Consider the following 18,614-nt stretch of genomic DNA (forward strand, 5'->3'; position numbering starts at 1 on the left):
AATTATAGTGATTTATGTCACAAAATTACCGAAGCGCATGGAGTGCGTACGACATTTTAGATGCTTTTAGGCTGGTAGGATAATTAAATTTTTCTAAAAAAACACCGTTTTTAGCAATATTGACCTTGAATTTACATTTGTCAGCCACATGTTAAATGACATCTCAGTAAGGTAATTTCAAGGGGAAAGTCACAAACTTATCTCCATGAAAAAGCCAATTAGTTTAGATGTTATGGAGCACACATGAGCGAAACCGTATCTCAAAACAAAGAAACTCGTGGTTTTCAATCAGAAGTAAAACAACTACTGCATTTAATGATCCATTCTCTTTATTCAAATAAAGAGATCTTTTTGCGCGAGCTGATTTCTAACGCATCAGATGCATCGGACAAACTGCGCTTCCAAGCGCTATCTAACCCAGACTTATATGAAGGTAATGCAGATCTTTGCGTGAAACTGTCGTTTGATGAAAGCGCAAATACCTTAACCATTTCTGATAACGGTATCGGTATGAGCCGCGATGATGTGATCGAGCACCTAGGTACGATTGCAAAATCCGGGACCGCAGAGTTTTTCTCGAAACTGTCTGAAGAGCAGAGCAAAGACTCTCAGCTTATTGGTCAGTTTGGTGTTGGTTTCTACTCGGCGTTTATCGTTGCTGATGCCGTCACCGTACGTACTCGTGCTGCGGGCCTAGCCGCTGATGAAGCAGTACAATGGCACTCAGCCGGTGAAGGTGAGTACACCATCGAAAACATCACTAAAGAATCGCGTGGTACTGACATCATTCTTCATATGCGTGAAGAAGGTAAAGAATTCCTAAATGAATGGCGTCTACGTGATGTGATCAGTAAGTACTCGGATCACATTGGCATCCCAGTTTCAATCCAAACTGTTGTTCGCGATGACGAAGGCAAAGAAACGGATGAGAAGAAGTGGGAGCAAATCAACAAAGCTCAAGCTCTGTGGACGCGTAATAAATCGGATATCTCAGATGAAGAGTATCAAGAGTTCTACAAGCACGTATCACATGACTTTGCTGATCCATTGGTTTGGAGCCATAACCGTGTAGAAGGTAAAAACGATTACACGAGCTTGCTTTACATCCCATCTAAAGCGCCATGGGATATGATGAACCGCGACCACAAATCAGGTTTGAAACTATACGTACAACGCGTGTTCATTATGGACGATGCAGAGCAGTTCATGCCGTCTTACCTACGTTTTGTACGTGGTTTAATAGACTCCAATGATCTGCCACTCAACGTATCGCGTGAGATCTTACAAGACAACAAAGTGACTCAGTCTCTACGTAATGCTTGTACTAAGCGTGTGCTAACGATGTTAGAGCGCATGGCTAAGAATGATGAAGAGAAATACCAATCATTCTGGAAAGAGTTTGGCCTTGTGATGAAAGAGGGTCCGGCAGAAGACTTCGCAAACAAAGAGAAAGTTGCAGGCCTATTGCGCTTTGCTTCAACTGAAGTGGATTCTGCGGAGCAAACCGTGGGTCTAGCTGCTTACGTTGAGCGCATGAAAGAAGGTCAAGATAAGATCTACTACTTGACGGCAGACAGCTATGCAGCTGCGAAAAACAGCCCTCACTTAGAGCAGTTCAAAGCGAAAGGCATTGAAGTTATCTTGATGTACGACCGCATTGATGAGTGGCTGATGAACTACTTAACTGAGTTTGACGGCAAGCAGTTCCAATCAATCACAAAAGCTGGGCTCGATCTAAGTCAGTTTGAAGATGAAGCAGAAAAAGAGAAGCAGAAAGAAACTGAAGAAGAGTTTAAGTCGGTTGTAGAACGCACGAAGTCTTACCTAGGCGATCGTGTGAAAGAAGTTCGTACGACCTTTAAACTCGCGTCTACACCTGCTGTTGTGGTAACGGACGATTATGAAATGGGCACTCAAATGGCGAAGCTTCTTGCAGCGGCGGGTCAGGCAGTGCCAGAAGTGAAGTACATCTTTGAGCTAAACCCTGAGCACGAGCTGGTTAAGCGCATGGCTGACGAAGCGGATGAAGAGGCATTTGGTCGTTGGGTAGAAGTCCTGCTTGGTCAAGCAATGCTTGCAGAGCGAGGCTCAATTGAGGACCCAACGGAGTTCTTAGGAGCTGTTAATAAACTTTTGACTAAGGTGTAATAACCTCAGTACATCAAAAAGCTCGCATTTCGCGAGCTTTTTGTTTGTTGTCGCAAAATTTTGCATCTCAGGTGTTGAGTTAATAATCAATAGGGCGTGAAAGAGGGTATCGTTAACATTCTTTAGTCTTAAGACACTCTTTGCGCGGCGAACCTGTGATAGAATCTGCGACTTGAATGTGAGTAATAAGGCGTGTATTTTTGCTCGCCTATATACGTTATACCGAAACTTATCGTTGCGAGTGCTTCTCGGGTTTGATGTCTAAGAAGCCCAGCTATTGTGAGCTTCGGTATAAATCTTAAATATTAAAGAGGATAAATCATGCGCATCATTCTTCTAGGTGCTCCAGGTGCAGGTAAAGGCACACAAGCAAACTTCATCATGGAAAAATACGGTATTCCACAAATCTCTACTGGTGATATGCTTCGTGCTGCTATCAAAGCAGGTACAGAGCTTGGTAAACAAGCTAAAGCTGTTATCGACGCTGGTCAGCTAGTTTCTGATGAAATCATCCTTGGCCTTATCAAAGAGCGTATCGCTCAAGAAGACTGTGCAAACGGTTTCCTACTGGATGGTTTCCCACGTACTATTCCTCAAGCTGACGGCCTAAAAGAAATGGGCGTTGATGTAGACTACGTTATCGAATTTGACGTTGCAGATGATGTGATTGTTGAGCGTATGGCAGGTCGTCGTGCTCACCTTCCTTCTGGTCGTACTTACCACGTTGTTTACAACCCACCTAAAGTGGAAGGTAAAGATGACGTAACTGGTGAAGATCTTGTTGTTCGTGATGACGACAAAGAAGAAACAGTACGTGCACGTCTAGGTGTTTACCACGAGCAAACTGCACCACTAATCAACTACTACGGTAAAGAAGCTGAAGCAGGCAACACTAAGTACCTTAAGTTTGATGGTACTAAGCAAGTAGCTGAAGTTAGTGCAGATATCGAGAAAGCACTCTCTTAATTTGCTGAAGTCAAAAATTTAATATTTTGATATATTGAAAGCGACCCAAGTGGTCGCTTTTTTTAGTTTGCTCGTAAACATATATCTAAATAACTTTAAGCTGCAGCGATGCAGCACTATGAGGCTGTTTAAGTATATGAACTAAGCCGTTTACCATGAATAGGATGTTATGAAAGAGAATAATAAACAGGGTGTACTCCTAGTGAACCTGGGTACTCCTGACGCACCAACCGCTCCTGCCGTAAAGCGCTTTTTAAGTCAGTTTCTTCATGATCACCGAGTGGTAGACATGACTCGATGGCTTTGGTGTCCGCTATTGCACGGCGTTATCCTTCCAATCCGAGCTCCCAAGGTTGCTAAACTCTATCAATCAGTTTGGATGGAAGAGGGCTCGCCACTGATGGTGTACTCTAAGCGTCAAACAGAAAAGTTGGCTCAAAAGCTTGATATGCCAGTCGAACTTGGCATGACTTATGGAAATCCAAGTTTGCAATCAGGTTTTGAAGCGCTGTTGGCTCAAGGGGTAGAAGAAGTCATCGTTTTACCTTTGTATCCGCAATACTCGGGCACAACAACGGCAGCGGTTTCTGACGGAATCACTAAAGCGTTTAAAAACCTGCCCGTGATACCGGGCTTTAGCTTTATTCGGGATTACTACAATCACCCGAAATACATTGAAGCGTTAGCGCATTCAGTTCGTGAACATTGGCAAGAGTATGGTAAGGGAGACTACTTGCTATGTTCTTATCACGGTATTCCAAAACGTTACGCTGATAATGGAGATGTTTACCCTCAGCACTGTGAAGAAACGACTCGCTTACTCGCTGAAGCGTTAGGGTTAAACGAGCAACAGATAGGTATGACGTATCAGTCTCGATTTGGCCGGGAAGAGTGGTTACAGCCCTATACCGATAAAACCCTAGGGGCACTTCCTGCAAAAGGGGTAAAAAATATCAATGTAGTGACACCAGCATTCTCTTCGGATTGTTTAGAAACGTTGGAAGAGATCTCGGAAGAGTGTAAAGAGATTTTCCTTGAAGCAGGTGGTGAAAGCTTTACTTACATTCCTTGTTTGAACGATAGTGAGCTTCATATAGAAATGATGGCTGAGTTAGTTCACTCTAAGCTTTAGGTACAAAAAGGGTCGCAAAAGCGACCCTTTCATTTTTTGTAGAGCGATTAAGCGACTTGTACTTGCTGCTCTTCTACTTGTTCTGCTGTGCTGTGAGTATTCTCTGCACCATGCATCCAGCGAACGAGCGTATTCGAGAACAGAAGTAGGATGACGCCACTCACGGTAGCGCTGACTGCAATGCCACTAAAGATAGCCATTGCGCCCAATTCTCCTACGTGAGATCCCACATAGCCCGCAACGTAGTTTGCAATCGCATTGCAGCCAAACCATGCACCCATCATGAGTGAAGCTAAGCGAAGCGGTGCTAACTTGGTCACCAGTGAAAGACCAATTGGAGATAAGCACAGTTCGCCCAATGTATGGAAGAAGAAAGCACCCACCAGCCACAACATTGATGTTTTTACCGTTGTGTCTCCACCTTGTTCTAGCACAGCGCCAACCATACATAGGAAGCCAATTGCCAAGAAAAATAGTGCCATTGCAAATTTCACTGGCGACGTAGGTTCGCGTTTACCCAGTTTTACCCAAAGGACCGCTAGAACCGGTGCTAGGGTAATAATGAAAAATGGGTTTAGCGATTGGAACCACGCAGCAGGTACTTCAAAGCCACCAATCATACGATCAGTATATTGTTGAGTGTAGATGTTCATCAGGCCACCGGCCTGCTCAAAGCCAGCCCAGAAGACGATAGTGAATAAGCTCATGACCAAAATTACTTTTAGTCGGTTTACTTCTTCTTTCGTTAAGGGTTGCTTCGTGGTTGAGTTTTTGTTGCTTAGATCTCGTTTTGCTGCGGGCTCGCGACCGATGTCACCAAGCCAAGACTGAGCTAGCACCATTTGCATCACTAGGCTAATAATCATACCTACACCTGCGGCCACAAAACCTGCTTTCCAACCGTACGAGGTTGTCACAGAGCCAGAAACGACGCCGGCAAGTAACGCACCTAAGTTGATACCCATATAAAAGATAGTGAATGCGCCGTCACGACGGTTGTCACCCTCTTTATATAAATCGCCAACCATGGTTGAGATATTCGGCTTAAAGAGGCCGTTACCAGTGATAAGCAGACCAAGACCTAAATAGAAACTGTGTAGCGAACCAATACCCAGAGCGTCAGCAGGAAGTGCGAGTGTAAACTGGCCGATAGCCATTAACGCGCCACCAAGCAAAATTGAACGGCGTTGACCTAGATAGTTATCCGCTAAGTAACCTCCGATGAGAGGTGTGATATACACAAGACCAGTATAAATACCGTATAGGTCTAGTGCGTCTTTGGTTGACCAGCCAAGGCCGCCATTCATCGTTGTATCTGTAAGGTAAAGTACTAGAATGGCGCGCATTGCGTAGTAAGAAAAGCGTTCCCACAGTTCAGTACCGAACAATAAGAACAAGCCACGAGGATGGCCGAAATATTGATGTTGGTTTGACATAAGCTCTTCTAATAATAGTTATTACATTTTTTAACGACTTCTACGTATACATTGCAATTTAATGAGTGACAAACAATAAAATTTTGTATTACGACTAAAGTTGTTTGTTAAGTAACTGTTTTTGGGTGAATTTGCAGATGATATGATGGTGTGTTGGCTGTGTTACAAACTTAATTTCCATTTTTGTCTATGGACTTTTTCTCGTAAGTTCTTGAAAAGATACCGTTAATGCGAGCGATGTATAATCATACTTTTATAGATAAACTGAATGTCAATGACTCAACTTGGGCTTAATGCTAGGATAAAAACAAAATAGAATTGGCTAGTAAAAAAGATGAAACGTTGGTATCTACTTTATTGTAAACGTGGGGAGCAGGTTAGGGCGAAACAGCACCTTGAAAACCAAGGTGTAGAGTGCTTTTATCCAACTGTAGAAGTTGAGAAGATTTTGCGCGGGAAAAGACAAAAAGTCGAAGAGCCGCTGTTTCCTTGTTATGTGTTTGCTTACTTTGATTATGAACAGGGACCTAACTTCACCTCAGTCCGCTCCACTCGAGGGGTTGTTGATTTTGTGCGTTTTGGTGCTCAACCAAAAGAAGTCCAAGGTGACTTAGTCTTTGAATTGATGCAGCTAGAAAAATGCTGTAATGAAAATACCGCTTCTGAGTGTATGCCAAAACCAGGTGATCAAATCCGAGTTAAGAGCGGTCAGTTTGCAGGTATAGATGCTATCTTCCAAGAGCAAGATGGTGAGAAACGCTCAATCATGTTAGTGCAGATGATCACTAAACGAGTGCCTGTCAGCATTGACAACAGCGATTTAGACTTGAAATAGCTAATGCGTACAAACAAAAAAAGAGGTGCTTTGGCACCTCTTTTTTAATCTTGCTAGTGATCACCAGCAGTGGGACGCTGTTAGCGAGCTTAGCAAAACAACGATGATTACCGATTAGGAGTAGGGCATGACACCCTACTTAGTCGCTTAGTAAGCGTCGTTATGGACGGTTTGCACTGCACGACCTGACGGGTCTACACAGTTTTGGAATGACTCATCCCATTCAATCGCTTTCGCTGATGAACAAGCTACTGAAGGACCACCTGGCACACACTCAGCCGCTGAAGGTAGTGGGAATAGCTCTTCAAAGATTTCTCGGTACACGTAACCTTCTTTTGTAGTTGGCGTGTTGTATGGGAAGCGGTATTGAGCCGTTTCCATCTGCTGATCCGTCACTTTTTGCTCTGCGACTTCTTTCAATGTATCAATCCAGCTGTAACCTACGCCATCAGAGAACTGCTCTTTTTGACGCCATGCGATCGACTCTGGCAAGTAATGCTCAAAACACTCGCGTAGAATGTGTTTTTCCATTTTGCCGTTGCCACACATCTTATCTGCTGGGTTCAGGCGCATTGCAACGTCGATAAACTCTTTATCAAGGAACGGTACTCGGCCTTCAACCCCCCATGCCGCTAGCGATTTGTTTGCGCGCGCGCAGTCAAACATGTTCAGAGCAAGCAGCTTACGTACCGTTTCTTCGTGGAACTCTTTCGCGTTTGGTGCTTTGTGGAAGTACAGGTAGCCGCCAAAGATTTCGTCAGCGCCCTCACCAGAAAGTACCATCTTAATGCCCATCGCTTTGATCTTGCGACCCATTAAGAACATAGGCGTGGATGCGCGAATGGTGGTCACATCGTACGTTTCGATGTGGTAAATCACGTCGCGAATCGCGTCGAGACCTTCTTGAATTGTATAAGTCATTTCATGGTGAACGGTACCGATTTGGTCGGCAACTTCGCGAGCGGCTTTCAGGTCAGGCGCGCCTTCTAGACCCACAGCAAAAGAGTGCAGTTGTGGCCACCAAGCTTCAGACTTTTCATCGTCTTCAATTCGCATCGCTGCAAAGCGTTTTGCTACCGCAGATGTAATAGAAGAATCTAGACCACCTGAAAGAAGTACACCGTAAGGCACGTCAGTCATTAGTTGGCGTTTAACCGCTGCTTCTAGCGCTTCAGTCAGTTCTTCTTTGCTGGTGGTGTTACCTTGAACGGCAGCGTATTCGTTCCAGTCACGAACATAGTAACGCGTTGGCTCGGCATCTTTTGAGCTGTAGTAGCTACCAGGAGGGAACTCGCTCACTGTTTTACATACTGGAACAAGTGCCTTCATCTCTGATGCAACATAGTAGTTGCCATGCTCATCATGACCTTGATAAAGAGGGATAATGCCAATGTGGTCGCGACCGACTAAGTATTCGTCTTTTTCTTCATCGTACAGAACAAAAGCGAAAATACCGTTTAGTTCTTCAAGGAGATCTGCACCCATATCTTGGTACAGTGCAAGAATGACTTCACAGTCTGAATCGGTTTGAAACTCGTATTTTCCTTCGTAACGAGCACGAATTTCTTTATGGTTGTAGATTTCACCATTGACTGCAAGGATGAGCTTTTTATCAGGGCTGTATAGCGGTTGTGCACCACTATTTAGACCAACAATCGCCAAGCGCTCATGCGCTAAAATAGCGCGCTCTGAAGAGTAAATCCCAGACCAGTCAGGGCCACGATGACGAAGTTTTTTCGACATTTCTAATGCGATAGGGCGCAATGCGGCTGCATCGCTTTTAATGTCTAAAATGCCAAATACTGAACACATACTACATCCTTACTAAACTAAATAATTTCTAATCGGTATGGCTTCAATTTGCCATTACTAGTAAAAAAAGCAACGTTTTGTGATTATAAAAATGATAAAAAGCCTTGTTGTGTAAATATTATTTAATTTAATGGCTGGTTTGGTGAATGGAATCAAGGTTTGGTATAAAAACCATACAAAAAAGCCTTTCTATTGATAGAAAGGCTTTTAAAAAATATTAGTATGGTTGCTTATTTTATTGGTGTGAACTGAGGTTCAAGTTGTTTACACACATGTCGAGCAAAACCGCTACCTGCTTCACTGTATATATTGAATGCGGCGTCAACTCCGCTTTCCAGCAAACCTTCCAACTGATCTGGGTACTCGGCGATAGCAGCTATTTGCCCTTTATATTTTCTGCGTTTAAGCTGCTCAAGTGCGGTTTGGTTACCTTGATGATGAGGCATGGCAAGCAGCACCAGTTTGACATGACCTGTATCTAAAATTCGTTCCCAAAAATCTGGGTCTGTGGCATCGCCAGCGATCACGTTTCTTCCCTCTGAACGGTGCTGATGTGCTGCATCTTCACGAATTTCTATGCCTAGTGAAATTTTGCCATAGCGCGCACGTAATTCATCATAGGCCCCAGTCCCGATGCGCCCCATGCCTAAGATCAATACCTGGGCATGCCCAGGGTTAATGAGTTGGTCACGCTGGTTAAGCTTTTCTGCGGCTGTCTCTTGCAGCCACTTGCCGGAGTGTTGATAAATTTTGTGGCTAAGGCGGTTAAGTGGCGCAGAAATAATAAAGGACACGGACACCGCAACCGCAATCGCAGCGAGCATATCGCTTGGCATCCAGCCCATTTTATAGGCCAACCCTGCGACTATAAGGCCAAACTCACTGTAGTTGAACAGCGATAAAGAGGCGAGCAAAGAGGTACGTACTCGAAACTTAAAGTGATTAATCGTGACGAAGTACAAGAGCCCTTTTATTGGCAACAGTAAGATAAATAGTAGGGCGAGTACGACGCCATTGACGCTCAATGAAGCGGACAAGCCAATGTTTAAAAAGAAGCAGACTAAGAACAGCTCCTTCATATTGAATAGCGATTTGGATAGCTCTGAAGCTTTAGAGTGGCCAGCGAGTAGCATGCCTAAAATCAGCGCGCCCAAGTCTGGTTTCATTCCGACCAGTTCGAATAGCCCTGCCCCAACAACAAGCGCGAAGAAAATACCGAATAGCACCAGCATTTCGCCGTGGCCAACTTTATCTAACAGTTTATAGAATAGTGGACGAAGGAAAGGCAACGCGAACAAACCAATGGCATACCATTCTGGGACTTTTCCGGTTGAAGCAGTCAGGAATACCACGGCAAAAATATCTTGCATAACCAAGATACCGATCGCGAGTGTGCCGTAGGTCGCGTTCATTTCCCCTTTTTCTTGCAATGCTTTTACGGCAAAAACGGTACTGGAGAACGATAGTGCAAAAGCTAAAAGTAGGATTTGACCGCTATCCATACTGGCGAGCGAAGTTAAGCCCAGTAGTTTTAAACCTGATAGCGCTAGTGCAAAAAAAGCGGTAGACAGTATGTTGTGGGCGGTCGCTCCTCCCCATATTTCTTTGGACAGTAGCGTTTTGACATCAAGCTTGAGTCCGATCGTGAATAGAAGAAGAGTGACACCAAGATCTGCAAGAGTGACGATAACGTCATTGCTTTGATAGCCAAATGCATGCAAACCAAATCCTGCCAGTAGAAAACCAACGAGGGGAGGGAGGCTACATTTAAGCGCAATAAAGCCAGCTAAAAAAGCTGTTGTAATTAGAATAATTTCCATACTGTTGAGCTGTATTCCTGATATACAAAAACGGGCTGTGAAAACACAGCCCGAGATTGTAACTCAATTAGTTGTATAAACTTAGTCTTCAAGTAACTTTTGTAACAAAACTCCGTTTAGCATTGCGCGTTTAATCATCGCAAATGCGCCCATCGTTGGCTGCTTATCAATGTGTGAAGCCACGATAGGAAGGTCGTTATGGAAAGTTTTGAGAGATTGATTTTCGACATTACGTTGAATTGCAGGGAAGACTATGTCTTGTGCAGCAGTAATGTCGCCCGCAATGACAATTTTCTGAGGGTTAAACAAGTTAACGGTAATTGCAATCGCTTTACCTAACTGGTTACCCACTCGCACTAAACTCTGCTTTGCAAGTTCGTCACCATCCATTGCATGCTGACACACTGCTTCAATCGTGATGTTTTCAAGGTCAGTCAAGCTTGACTCATAGCCTTGAGCAATCAGTTGTTTTACTCGTTGGATAATGGCTGGGTTCGCTGCTACGGTTTCTAAGCAACCAAAGTTCCCACATTGGCACTGTTCACCAAGCGGATCGATTTGAATATGACCAATTTCACCGACGTTGCGGTTAAAGCCAAGAAAAACCTGGCCGTTAACGATAATACCTGCGCCAGTACCGCGGTGAACGCTAACTAAAATGGAGTCCTGACAGTCTTGGCTTGCCCCAAAGTAGTGTTCCGCTAACGCCATGCCACGTACGTCATTCCCAACAAAGCATGCGGTATTAAACTTCTCTCCAACAATTTCACCCAGCGCCAGATTATCGATATCGGTATTCGGCATGTACTCAACTACGCCTGTTGTTGGGTTTACAAGGCCCGGTAGCGTAATACCAATTGCAATGAGCTGATCAATTTTGTCTTCGCAACGGTTTACGAATTCTTTAAGTAAATCGATAAGCCCAGCGATCAAGTCAGCTTGGTTGGTGTAATGCAGTTCGTGTTGATCTTCCGCAAGTGCAGTGCCACCTAAATCGTACAAACAAAATTGTACGTAATCTCGACCTAAACGAACCGCAATAGAGTGGAAGGGTTTGACTTCGGTGGTCAGAGAGATTGCACGACGACCACCAGTTGAAGCTTGCTGGGCGACCTCTTTAATAAGGCCGCGCTCTAAAAGTTGGCGGGTTATTTTGGTAACACTAGCAGGTGCGAGCTGGCTCACATCTGCGACTTGAATACGGGAGATAGGACCTTGCTGATCAATCAGCCTATATACCGCAGCGCTGTTAAGCTGTTTTACTAAATCTACATTACCAATCTGTCCGCCATTCATGCTTAATTTTGCTCGTATTGTCCGTTAACAACCGTCGCTTTTACTTTGAAGTCACGATCGAAAATGGTTAGGTTTGCAACCATCCCTTTTCGAACTCGGCCAAGGCGATCCTCAACACCAATTGCAGTTGCTGGGTATAACGTGGCCATTCGTAGAGCTTCGTCTAAAGCGATCCCCGCGTGCTCAACTGAATTCTGAACTGCTTCTATCATTGTCAAAGCTGAGCCGCCTAGTGTGCCATTTTCATCAACACACTTACCATCTCGGTAATATACTTTCTTACCGACAAAAATAAAGTGATCAATGTTAGCACCTGCTGGAGCTGTGGCATCCGTCACCAAAACAAGCTTTTCACCTTTGATTTTATGAGCAATTCGGATGTTTGCGTAGTCTACGTGGAAACCATCAGCAATAATGCCAGCATAAACGTCAGGCGTATCGTAAATTGCACCGACAACTCCAGGTTCACGACCAACCATTGGTGTCATCGCATTAAATAGGTGTGTGGCAAAAGTAATACCTGCTTCAAAGCCTTTACGCGCTTCGGCGTAGGTCGCATTTGTATGACCAATAGAAACCACGATGCCGGCTGCTTTTAATCGTGCAATATGCTCTGGATCGTTTTGCTCTGGTGCAAGCGTTACTTTAGCGATGATATCGGCGTTTGCGCAGATAAGATCAATCATGCTTTCATCTGACGGGCGAATAAAATCGACGTTGTGGATACCTTTTTTCGCGACGTTAAGATAAGGACCTTCTAGGTGTAGACCAAGTGATTGGTTTTGATATTGGTTATGATATTCACGAGCGGCAGAAATTGCAGTTCGCATATCTTCGTCTGATGAAGTAATGAGCGTTGGTAAGAAGCTAGTACAGCCGGACTTGAGGTTTGCTTCGTGCATGATTTGCATGGTTTCCGGTGTGATTGCATCGTTTAGCATTACACCGCCACAGCCATTCAGTTGCAGGTCGATAAAGCCCGGACTTAGGTTTGCGCCTGCGAGGTCTTTTACTTCGATGCCCTGAGGTAGCTCTGCAACCGGCACAATAGATTGAATAAGGTCGTTTTCGATGATGACCGCATGATCGGTAAGAACATCACTACCGGTATAAATTTTACAGTTACTTAGCGCGTACATAGTCAGCTAGTCCTTATAGATGAGAATTCAATTTCTATATCGTTACCTAAGTGGAGACTGCTTTAGTCATATGGGTACTTAGTTTGTATCACTGAATTAGATAACGAGTCACATACAGCAAGTCGCGTTTTATCGATGTTATTGTCATAGTAACTAACTGAAAAGTAATAATTGTATGGTTTTTTATGATTCTTTTTCAGAGCAAAGTTACAGTGATTTACCCGCCTAGATACCAAAATAACACTGATTCTGCCTTGCATAAAGTGCGAGAATATTATCTTTAAAATGCCATTTTTTCGTATAATAAAATAAGTTTTATGATCTCGCTAGCAAAAACCTTCCGAAAGGGCAAATTGTGGTGATTATGATCACAAACGGTGAGCTTTTAATTTGCGGAGCAAAATTAATGTCATAAACTGAGGATGACTAAATTGGACGACTGAAATAAGTCATTCAACATAACATCTAATCCTATAGGGGGAACTTAAGGTGAATATTCTCGGATACGCGCAGAAGTTAGGTAAAGCTCTTATGCTTCCTATTGCGACTTTGCCAATCGCAGGCTTGTTACTGCGCTTGGGCCAGCCGGATGTTTTTGACATCGCATTTATGGCACAAGCAGGTAACTCAATCTTTTCTAACCTTCCATTGTTGTTTGGCCTTGGTATTGCGATCGGTCTATCTAAAGACGGTCAAGGTGCAGCTGGCCTTGCTGGTGCAGTTGCGTACTTTGTACTGACAGCGACAGCGTCAACAATTGATGCATCAGTAAACATGTCGTTCTTTGGTGGTATCATCGCAGGTATTATTGCTGGCCACTCTTACAACGCTTTCCATGCTACACGTCTTCCTGAGTGGCTTGCTTTCTTCTCAGGTAAACGTTTAGTGCCGATTATGGCAGGTCTATTCGCTTTAGTTGCTGGTGCAGTTGGTGGCATTGTATGGCCAACAATTCAAGGTGGTCTAGATGCGCTTGCTCATGGCATCTCAACTTCTGGCGCTATTGGTCAGTTTATCTACGGTACACTGAACCGAGCCCTTATTCCTGTAGGTCTACACCACGTACTTAACTCATTCTTCTGGTTTGGTATGGGGTCTTGTCAAGAAGTGCTAGTAACTGGTGCAAATGCTGCGGGTCAAGCGCTTCCTGCTCTACAACAACTGTGTGTGGATCCTGCGCTAGCGAAAACGCTTGTGGCTGGTCAAACTCATACATTTGAATTCGCTAACTCTGTCACTCCTGAAATCACTGCAACAGTGAAGGAAGTAACTGAAACAGTTAAATCTGGTGACCTACACCGTTTCTTCGGCGGCGATAAGAGCGCTGGTGTGTTCATGAACGGTTTCTTCCCAGTAATGATGTTCGGCCTACCTGGTGCGGCGCTTGCAATGTACCTAGCGGCTCCTGCTGAGAAACGTAGCCAAGTTGGTGGTGCATTGTTCTCTGTTGCATTCTGTTCATTCCTAACTGGTATCACAGAGCCTCTAGAGTTCATGTTCGTATTCCTAGCGCCTGCACTATACGCGATTCACGCAGTGTTCACTGGTCTGTCGCTAGTTGTTGCTAACATGCTTGGTACGCTACACGGCTTCACATTCTCAGCTGGTCTAATTGACTACTTGTTGAACTACGGTCTAGCAACTAAACCGCTACTACTTGGTGCAGTTGGTCTTGGCTTTGGTGCTCTATACTTCTTCACATTCAGCTTCGCAATCCGCGCATTCAACTTGAAATCGCCTGGTCGTGAAGATGACGACAGCGAAGCTGCAGCGCCTGCTGGTGAGAAGAAAAGTGGTGACCTAGCTCGCCAATACTTAAAAGCACTTGGCGGTCATGACAACCTAACTTCAATCGACGCATGTATCACTCGACTACGCTTGACGCTAAAAGATCGTTCAGTCGCTGATGAGGAAGTACTGAAGAAACTGGGTGCGAAAGGTGTGGTTAAACTTGGTGAAAACAACCTTCAAGTTATCCTTGGCCCTCTAGCTGAAATCGTTGCTGGCGAAATGAAAGCAATCGGTGCTAATGAAGACCTATCGAATGTAAAATTGCCTTAATTACATCGAACTGATATCTGACTAAAGACCTCCCTCGGGAGGTCTTTTTTTTGTTTTGGCACTTTGAATCTGCTGTGCTTTCGCTCTAACTCGATAAATATTGTCGTTTTAGCGCGAGTTCTTGTTGTCTAATTGCTTAGAATTGTGGATCATTAGAAACAATGTACTCTGCAAAACCATACTTGGATGCAGAGTTCCGTTTTCTCTGACAATACTAATATTTTTGAGGTGCTATAGATGAGTGAAGCTGATGCTCGTCCATCAAACTTTATTCGCCAGATCATTGATAAAGATCTAGCGGATGGTAAACACACTAGCGTGCATACTCGATTCCCGCCGGAGCCAAATGGCTACCTGCATATCGGTCATGCTAAGTCTATCTGTTTGAACTTCGGTATTGCTCAGGACTACCAGGGTCAATGTAATCTACGTTTCGACGATACGAACCCTGAAAAAGAAGACATCGAATACGTTGAGTCTATCAAGAAAGATGTAAACTGGTTGGGCTTTGAGTGGAGTGGTGAAGTATGTTACTCATCAAACTACTTCGATAAGCTTTACGAATATGCAATTGAATTGATTAACAAAGGCTTAGCGTACGTAGATGAGCTAAGTCCAGAGCAGATTCGTGAATACCGTGGCACGCTAAAGGCGCCAGGTAAACCAAGCCCATACCGTGACCGTTCTGTTGAAGAGAACTTAGCGTTATTTGAAAAAATGCGCGCTGGTGAATTTGAAGAAGGTAAAGCGTGTCTTCGTGCCAAGATTGACATGGGTTCTTCATTCATGGTTATGCGCGATCCAGTTTTATACCGTGTGCGTTTTGCTACGCACCACCAAACTGGTGATAAGTGGTGCATTTACCCAATGTACGATTTCACGCACTGTATCTCTGATGCATTAGAAGGCATTACGCATTCTATCTGTACGCTTGAGTTTATGGATAACCGTCGTCTGTACGACTGGGTTCTGGACAACATCACGATCGAAAGCCGTCCACATCAGTACGAGTTTAGTCGCTTAAACCTTGAATACACAGTGATGTCTAAGCGTAAGCTTAATCAACTCGTCACTGAAAAACTGGTTAACGGTTGGGATGACCCACGTATGCCAACAGTCTCAGGTCTGCGTCGTCGAGGCTTCACGCCAGCATCTATCCGTGAGTTCTGTAAGCGTATTGGTGTAACGAAGCAAGAAAATATGATCGAGTTTAGCTCACTAGAATCTTGTATTCGTGATGACCTAAACGAGAACGCTCCGCGTGCAATGGCTGTGTTGGATCCTGTTAAAGTTGTTATCGAAAACTTTGAAGAAGGTGCAGTAGAAAACTTGACGGTCGCTAATCACCCAAACAAACCAGAGATGGGTGTGCGTGAAGTACCATTCACTCGTGAGTTGTGGATTGAGCGTGAAGACTTCCGTGAAGAGGCGAACAAAAAGTACAAGCGTTTAGTGCTAGGTAAAGAAGTTCGCTTACGTGGTGCTTACGTGATCAAAGCAGAGCGCGTTGAAAAAGATGCCGAAGGCAACATCACGACTATCTTCTGTTCTTACGATGCAGACACACTAGGTAAGAACCCGGCTGATGGCCGTAAAGTAAAAGGTGTGATTCATTGGGTATCAGCTGATAAAGCATTACCAGCGGAAATCCGTCTGTACGATCGTCTATTTACGGTTCCAAACCCGGGTGCAGCAGAAGACTTTGCTTCTACAATCAACCCTGAATCATTAGTTGTGATCAATGGTTTTGTAGAGCCTAGCTTAGCGTCAGCAGAAGCAGAAAAAGGCTACCAGTTTGAGCGTATGGGTTACTTCTGCGCAGACTCGAAAGATTCTTCAGCAGATAAACTAGTATTCAACCGCACGGTTGGCCTACGTGATACTTGGGCAAAAATTGAGAACCAATAATCTCGATTAATGCAAAAATCGATAAAAATGCCAGCAAATGCTGGCATTTTTTTATTCTCATTATCGTAATTCGGCGGTTATAGGTAATGTAGGGAGTTGCTTAAGAACGAGGGACGTTTGATAAATGTTCGGTTTGGAAGAAAACAATGATGTTTATGAGGATTTAAATTGGTAAGCCTAATCGACGCTTTACAAAAGTTGGTATGGCAATTCAAATTTTGAAAGACATCACTCTCAGAAACAAAAAACGCCAGCATGAGCTGACGTTTATTTTAAATCAACAAACCGTTATTTTTTTGGTTTGTGTGCATCTGGATTGTCTTTACAACCACCATCACTGCACTTGCCGTACAAGTATAAGCTGTGGTTTGTTAGCGTGACATTGTACTTAGCTGCAATCTCTTTTTGACGTTCTTCAATAAGATCGTCAGAAAATTCAATTACCTCACCACAGTCTAGGCACACTAGATGGTCGTGGTGATGTTGAGTCGATAATTCGAAGACTGACTTACCACCTTCAAAGTGGTGACGAGTTACAATACCAGCATCATCGAATTGGTTTAGAACTCGGTAAACAGTTGCTAGGCCAATCTCTTCACCTAGATCAATCAACTTTTTGTACAAATCTTCAGCACTGATGTGCTGGCAGTCTGGCTGCTGAAGTACTTCTAGAATTTTTAGCCTTGGAAGGGTTACTTTTAAACCCGCATCCTTCAGCGCCTGATTATTATCTGACATATACTTTCCCGTTGGATCATCTGCAGCGATTTAACAGAATTCAATCTTCCTACCATTATAGGATAAGCGCTCAGAACATTAAACCACGAACTTCAAAGGGTTAATAGAATCTTTTTGTAAATTAGAAACAGGTCGATTATATTACAGATCTGACCAGTTACAATTGTGTAACATTGAGCTTAGAGAGGGCACGGACTGCGATGAATAAGCGACTTGCGAAGATATACAAACCAGGAATTGTAAAATTCGCACTCAATATTTGGCCACCTTTTTGGGGCGCTGGTATTAAAATCTTACATATTTCTGAAGACTTTCGTACCGTGAAGGTGCGTTTGAAACTTCGCTGGTGGAATAAAAACGCCAATCGTACTCAGTATGGTGGCAGTATTTTCTCTTTAACTGATCCCATTTACTCGTTGATGCTGATGGGGATTCTACGCGAGGAGTATTACGTGTGGGATAAAGAGGCGAGTATTAACTTTATTAAGCCAGGGCAAAGTGATTTATTTGCAGAATTCGAGGTCACTGAAGGGATGCTAGAAAACATTTATCAAATGACACGGAATGGAGAAAAGTGTTTTCCTGAATTTATTACCCATGTAAAAGATAAACAGGGGAACGTGGTTTCAGAGGTTCAACGCAAGCTTTATGTAAGAAAGAAACCTCAGTATCGTGAAGAGGAAGTGCTCACCGATGCTTTGTGAAAATATTCAAAAAGACCTCCAATCGGAGGTCTTTGTATAATTCGATTTATTTAGCCTTCAAGCTCAGCTAAACACATTTCTTCGTAAATCTGTTTAACCCAGCTCTCAACACGCTCGTCAGTCAGTTCCGGTTGACGGTCTTCATCGATACATAGACCTACGAATTGGCTGTCGTCGCCTTCAACAAGTGCTTTAGACGCTTCAAATTCGTAGCCTTCTGTTGAAGTATGGCCAAGAATTGTGCCGCCTTTAGACTCAACGATATCACGTACTGTGCCCATCGCGTCACAGAAATATTCTGCGTAGTCCTCTTGGTCGCCACAGCCAAAGATAGCCACTAGCTTAGTAGAGAAGTCGATTTGCTCAAGTTCAGGGAAGAAATCATCCCAATCACATTGTGCTTCACCGTAGTACCAAGTTGGGATACCTAGAAGAAGAAGATCGAAGTTATCAATGTCTTCTTTGCTGCTTTTCGCGATGTCTTGAACGTGAACTAGATGCTTACCTAGTTGCTTTTGAATCATCTTTGCAACGGCTTCAGTATTACCTGTGTCGCTACCGAAGAAGATACCTACACTTGCCATAGAGTCTATACCTTTACATTGTTTGTTATTGGCGA

14 protein-coding genes are annotated in these 18,614 nt (G+C 43.8%); 7 read left to right on the forward strand and 7 right to left on the reverse strand.

The genetic code is table 11. The annotated features are described in order from the left end of the window. Window positions 1-243 precede the first annotated feature (243 nt). From htpG to hemH, 3 genes are all read left to right on the forward strand, one after another. Window positions 244-2,148, forward strand: coding sequence for a molecular chaperone HtpG (htpG, locus tag D8S93_RS07920; protein ID WP_005393063.1), 1,905 nt, complete (start codon window positions 244-246; stop codon window positions 2,146-2,148). Window positions 2,149-2,469: 321 nt separating this feature from the next. Next, on the forward strand, window positions 2,470-3,114 hold the full coding sequence (gene adk / locus D8S93_RS07925) for an adenylate kinase (protein ID WP_005393061.1): 645 nt from the start codon (window positions 2,470-2,472) through the stop codon (window positions 3,112-3,114). A gap of 169 nt (window positions 3,115-3,283) precedes the next feature. Beyond that, window positions 3,284-4,246 (forward strand): ferrochelatase, encoded by a 963-nt coding sequence (gene hemH / locus D8S93_RS07930; protein WP_152812690.1) that lies wholly within the window; start codon window positions 3,284-3,286, stop codon window positions 4,244-4,246. A gap of 47 nt (window positions 4,247-4,293) precedes the next feature. On the opposite strand, the gene D8S93_RS07935 is transcribed toward hemH, so the two are convergent. Beyond that, entirely contained in the window at window positions 4,294-5,682 is a 1,389-nt protein-coding gene (locus tag D8S93_RS07935; RefSeq protein WP_005393058.1) for a peptide MFS transporter, read from the reverse strand. 334 nt (window positions 5,683-6,016) lie between these two features. Between D8S93_RS07935 and rfaH the strand changes: the two genes are divergently transcribed. After that, window positions 6,017-6,517 carry a transcription/translation regulatory transformer protein RfaH gene (rfaH, locus tag D8S93_RS07940; protein ID WP_005393056.1) on the forward strand — a complete coding sequence of 167 codons (501 nt, stop codon included), beginning with the start codon at window positions 6,017-6,019 and terminating at the stop codon, window positions 6,515-6,517. Between the two features lie 147 nt (window positions 6,518-6,664). Here the strand turns inward: rfaH and asnB are convergent, their stop codons facing one another. The 4 genes from asnB to nagA form a co-directional block, all read right to left on the reverse strand. Then, a complete protein-coding gene (gene asnB, locus D8S93_RS07945) occupies window positions 6,665-8,329 on the reverse strand; it encodes an asparagine synthase B (protein ID WP_005393054.1) in 1,665 nt (554 codons plus the stop codon). Between the two features lie 230 nt (window positions 8,330-8,559). Continuing rightward, on the reverse strand, window positions 8,560-10,149 hold the full coding sequence (locus tag D8S93_RS07950) for a cation:proton antiporter family protein (RefSeq protein WP_005393052.1): 1,590 nt from the start codon (window positions 10,147-10,149) through the stop codon (window positions 8,560-8,562). 81 nt (window positions 10,150-10,230) lie between these two features. Further along, entirely contained in the window at window positions 10,231-11,445 is a 1,215-nt protein-coding gene (nagC, locus tag D8S93_RS07955; protein ID WP_005393050.1) for a DNA-binding transcriptional regulator NagC, read from the reverse strand. 2 nt (window positions 11,446-11,447) lie between these two features. Continuing rightward, a complete protein-coding gene (gene nagA, locus D8S93_RS07960; RefSeq protein WP_047009534.1) occupies window positions 11,448-12,584 on the reverse strand; it encodes an N-acetylglucosamine-6-phosphate deacetylase in 1,137 nt (378 codons plus the stop codon). A 489-nt stretch (window positions 12,585-13,073) separates the two neighbouring features. On the opposite strand from nagA, the gene nagE reads away from it, so the two are divergent. Together nagE and glnS are read left to right on the forward strand one after the other, a co-directional pair. Next, window positions 13,074-14,645 carry an N-acetylglucosamine-specific PTS transporter subunit IIBC gene (gene nagE / locus D8S93_RS07970; protein ID WP_006742711.1) on the forward strand — a complete coding sequence of 524 codons (1,572 nt, stop codon included), beginning with the start codon at window positions 13,074-13,076 and terminating at the stop codon, window positions 14,643-14,645. Window positions 14,646-14,882: 237 nt separating this feature from the next. After that, complete coding sequence (glnS, locus tag D8S93_RS07975) at window positions 14,883-16,553, forward strand: glutamine--tRNA ligase (protein ID WP_005393044.1); 1,671 nt, start codon at window positions 14,883-14,885, stop codon at window positions 16,551-16,553. 288 nt (window positions 16,554-16,841) lie between these two features. On the opposite strand, the gene fcrX is transcribed toward glnS, so the two are convergent. Beyond that, window positions 16,842-17,291 (reverse strand): ferric iron uptake transcriptional regulator FcrX, encoded by a 450-nt coding sequence (gene fcrX, locus D8S93_RS07980; protein ID WP_005382141.1) that lies wholly within the window; start codon window positions 17,289-17,291, stop codon window positions 16,842-16,844. Between the two features lie 200 nt (window positions 17,292-17,491). Between fcrX and D8S93_RS07985 the strand changes: the two genes are divergently transcribed. Next, entirely contained in the window at window positions 17,492-17,995 is a 504-nt protein-coding gene (locus D8S93_RS07985; protein WP_005393042.1) for a DUF4442 domain-containing protein, read from the forward strand. A gap of 50 nt (window positions 17,996-18,045) precedes the next feature. Here the strand turns inward: D8S93_RS07985 and fldA are convergent, their stop codons facing one another. Further along, window positions 18,046-18,579, reverse strand: coding sequence for a flavodoxin FldA (fldA, locus tag D8S93_RS07990; RefSeq protein WP_152812692.1), 534 nt, complete (start codon window positions 18,577-18,579; stop codon window positions 18,046-18,048). Window positions 18,580-18,614: the final 35 nt, after the last annotated feature.

This window comes from Vibrio sp. VGrn 2 (genome assembly GCF_009361695.1).
GTDB classification, from domain to species: domain Bacteria; phylum Pseudomonadota; class Gammaproteobacteria; order Enterobacterales; family Vibrionaceae; genus Vibrio; species Vibrio diabolicus.

Excerpts from the sequence above, each read along its gene's own strand:
- htpG (WP_005393063.1), top strand. The coding sequence starts at position 244 with ATGAGCGAAACCGTATCTCAAAACAAAGAAACTCGTGGTTTTCAATCA.
- adk (WP_005393061.1), top strand. The coding sequence starts at position 2,470 with ATGCGCATCATTCTTCTAGGTGCTCCAGGTGCAGGTAAAGGCACACAA.
- hemH (WP_152812690.1), top strand. The coding sequence starts at position 3,284 with ATGAAAGAGAATAATAAACAGGGTGTACTCCTAGTGAACCTGGGTACT.
- D8S93_RS07935 (WP_005393058.1), bottom strand. The coding sequence starts at position 5,682 with ATGTCAAACCAACATCAATATTTCGGCCATCCTCGTGGCTTGTTCTTA.
- rfaH (WP_005393056.1), top strand. The coding sequence starts at position 6,017 with ATGAAACGTTGGTATCTACTTTATTGTAAACGTGGGGAGCAGGTTAGG.
- asnB (WP_005393054.1), bottom strand. The coding sequence starts at position 8,329 with ATGTGTTCAGTATTTGGCATTTTAGACATTAAAAGCGATGCAGCCGCA.
- D8S93_RS07950 (WP_005393052.1), bottom strand. The coding sequence starts at position 10,149 with ATGGAAATTATTCTAATTACAACAGCTTTTTTAGCTGGCTTTATTGCG.
- nagC (WP_005393050.1), bottom strand. The coding sequence starts at position 11,445 with ATGAATGGCGGACAGATTGGTAATGTAGATTTAGTAAAACAGCTTAAC.
- nagA (WP_047009534.1), bottom strand. The coding sequence starts at position 12,584 with ATGTACGCGCTAAGTAACTGTAAAATTTATACCGGTAGTGATGTTCTT.
- glnS (WP_005393044.1), top strand. The coding sequence starts at position 14,883 with ATGAGTGAAGCTGATGCTCGTCCATCAAACTTTATTCGCCAGATCATT.
- fcrX (WP_005382141.1), bottom strand. The coding sequence starts at position 17,291 with ATGTCAGATAATAATCAGGCGCTGAAGGATGCGGGTTTAAAAGTAACC.
- D8S93_RS07985 (WP_005393042.1), top strand. The coding sequence starts at position 17,492 with ATGAATAAGCGACTTGCGAAGATATACAAACCAGGAATTGTAAAATTC.
- fldA (WP_152812692.1), bottom strand. The coding sequence starts at position 18,579 with ATGGCAAGTGTAGGTATCTTCTTCGGTAGCGACACAGGTAATACTGAA.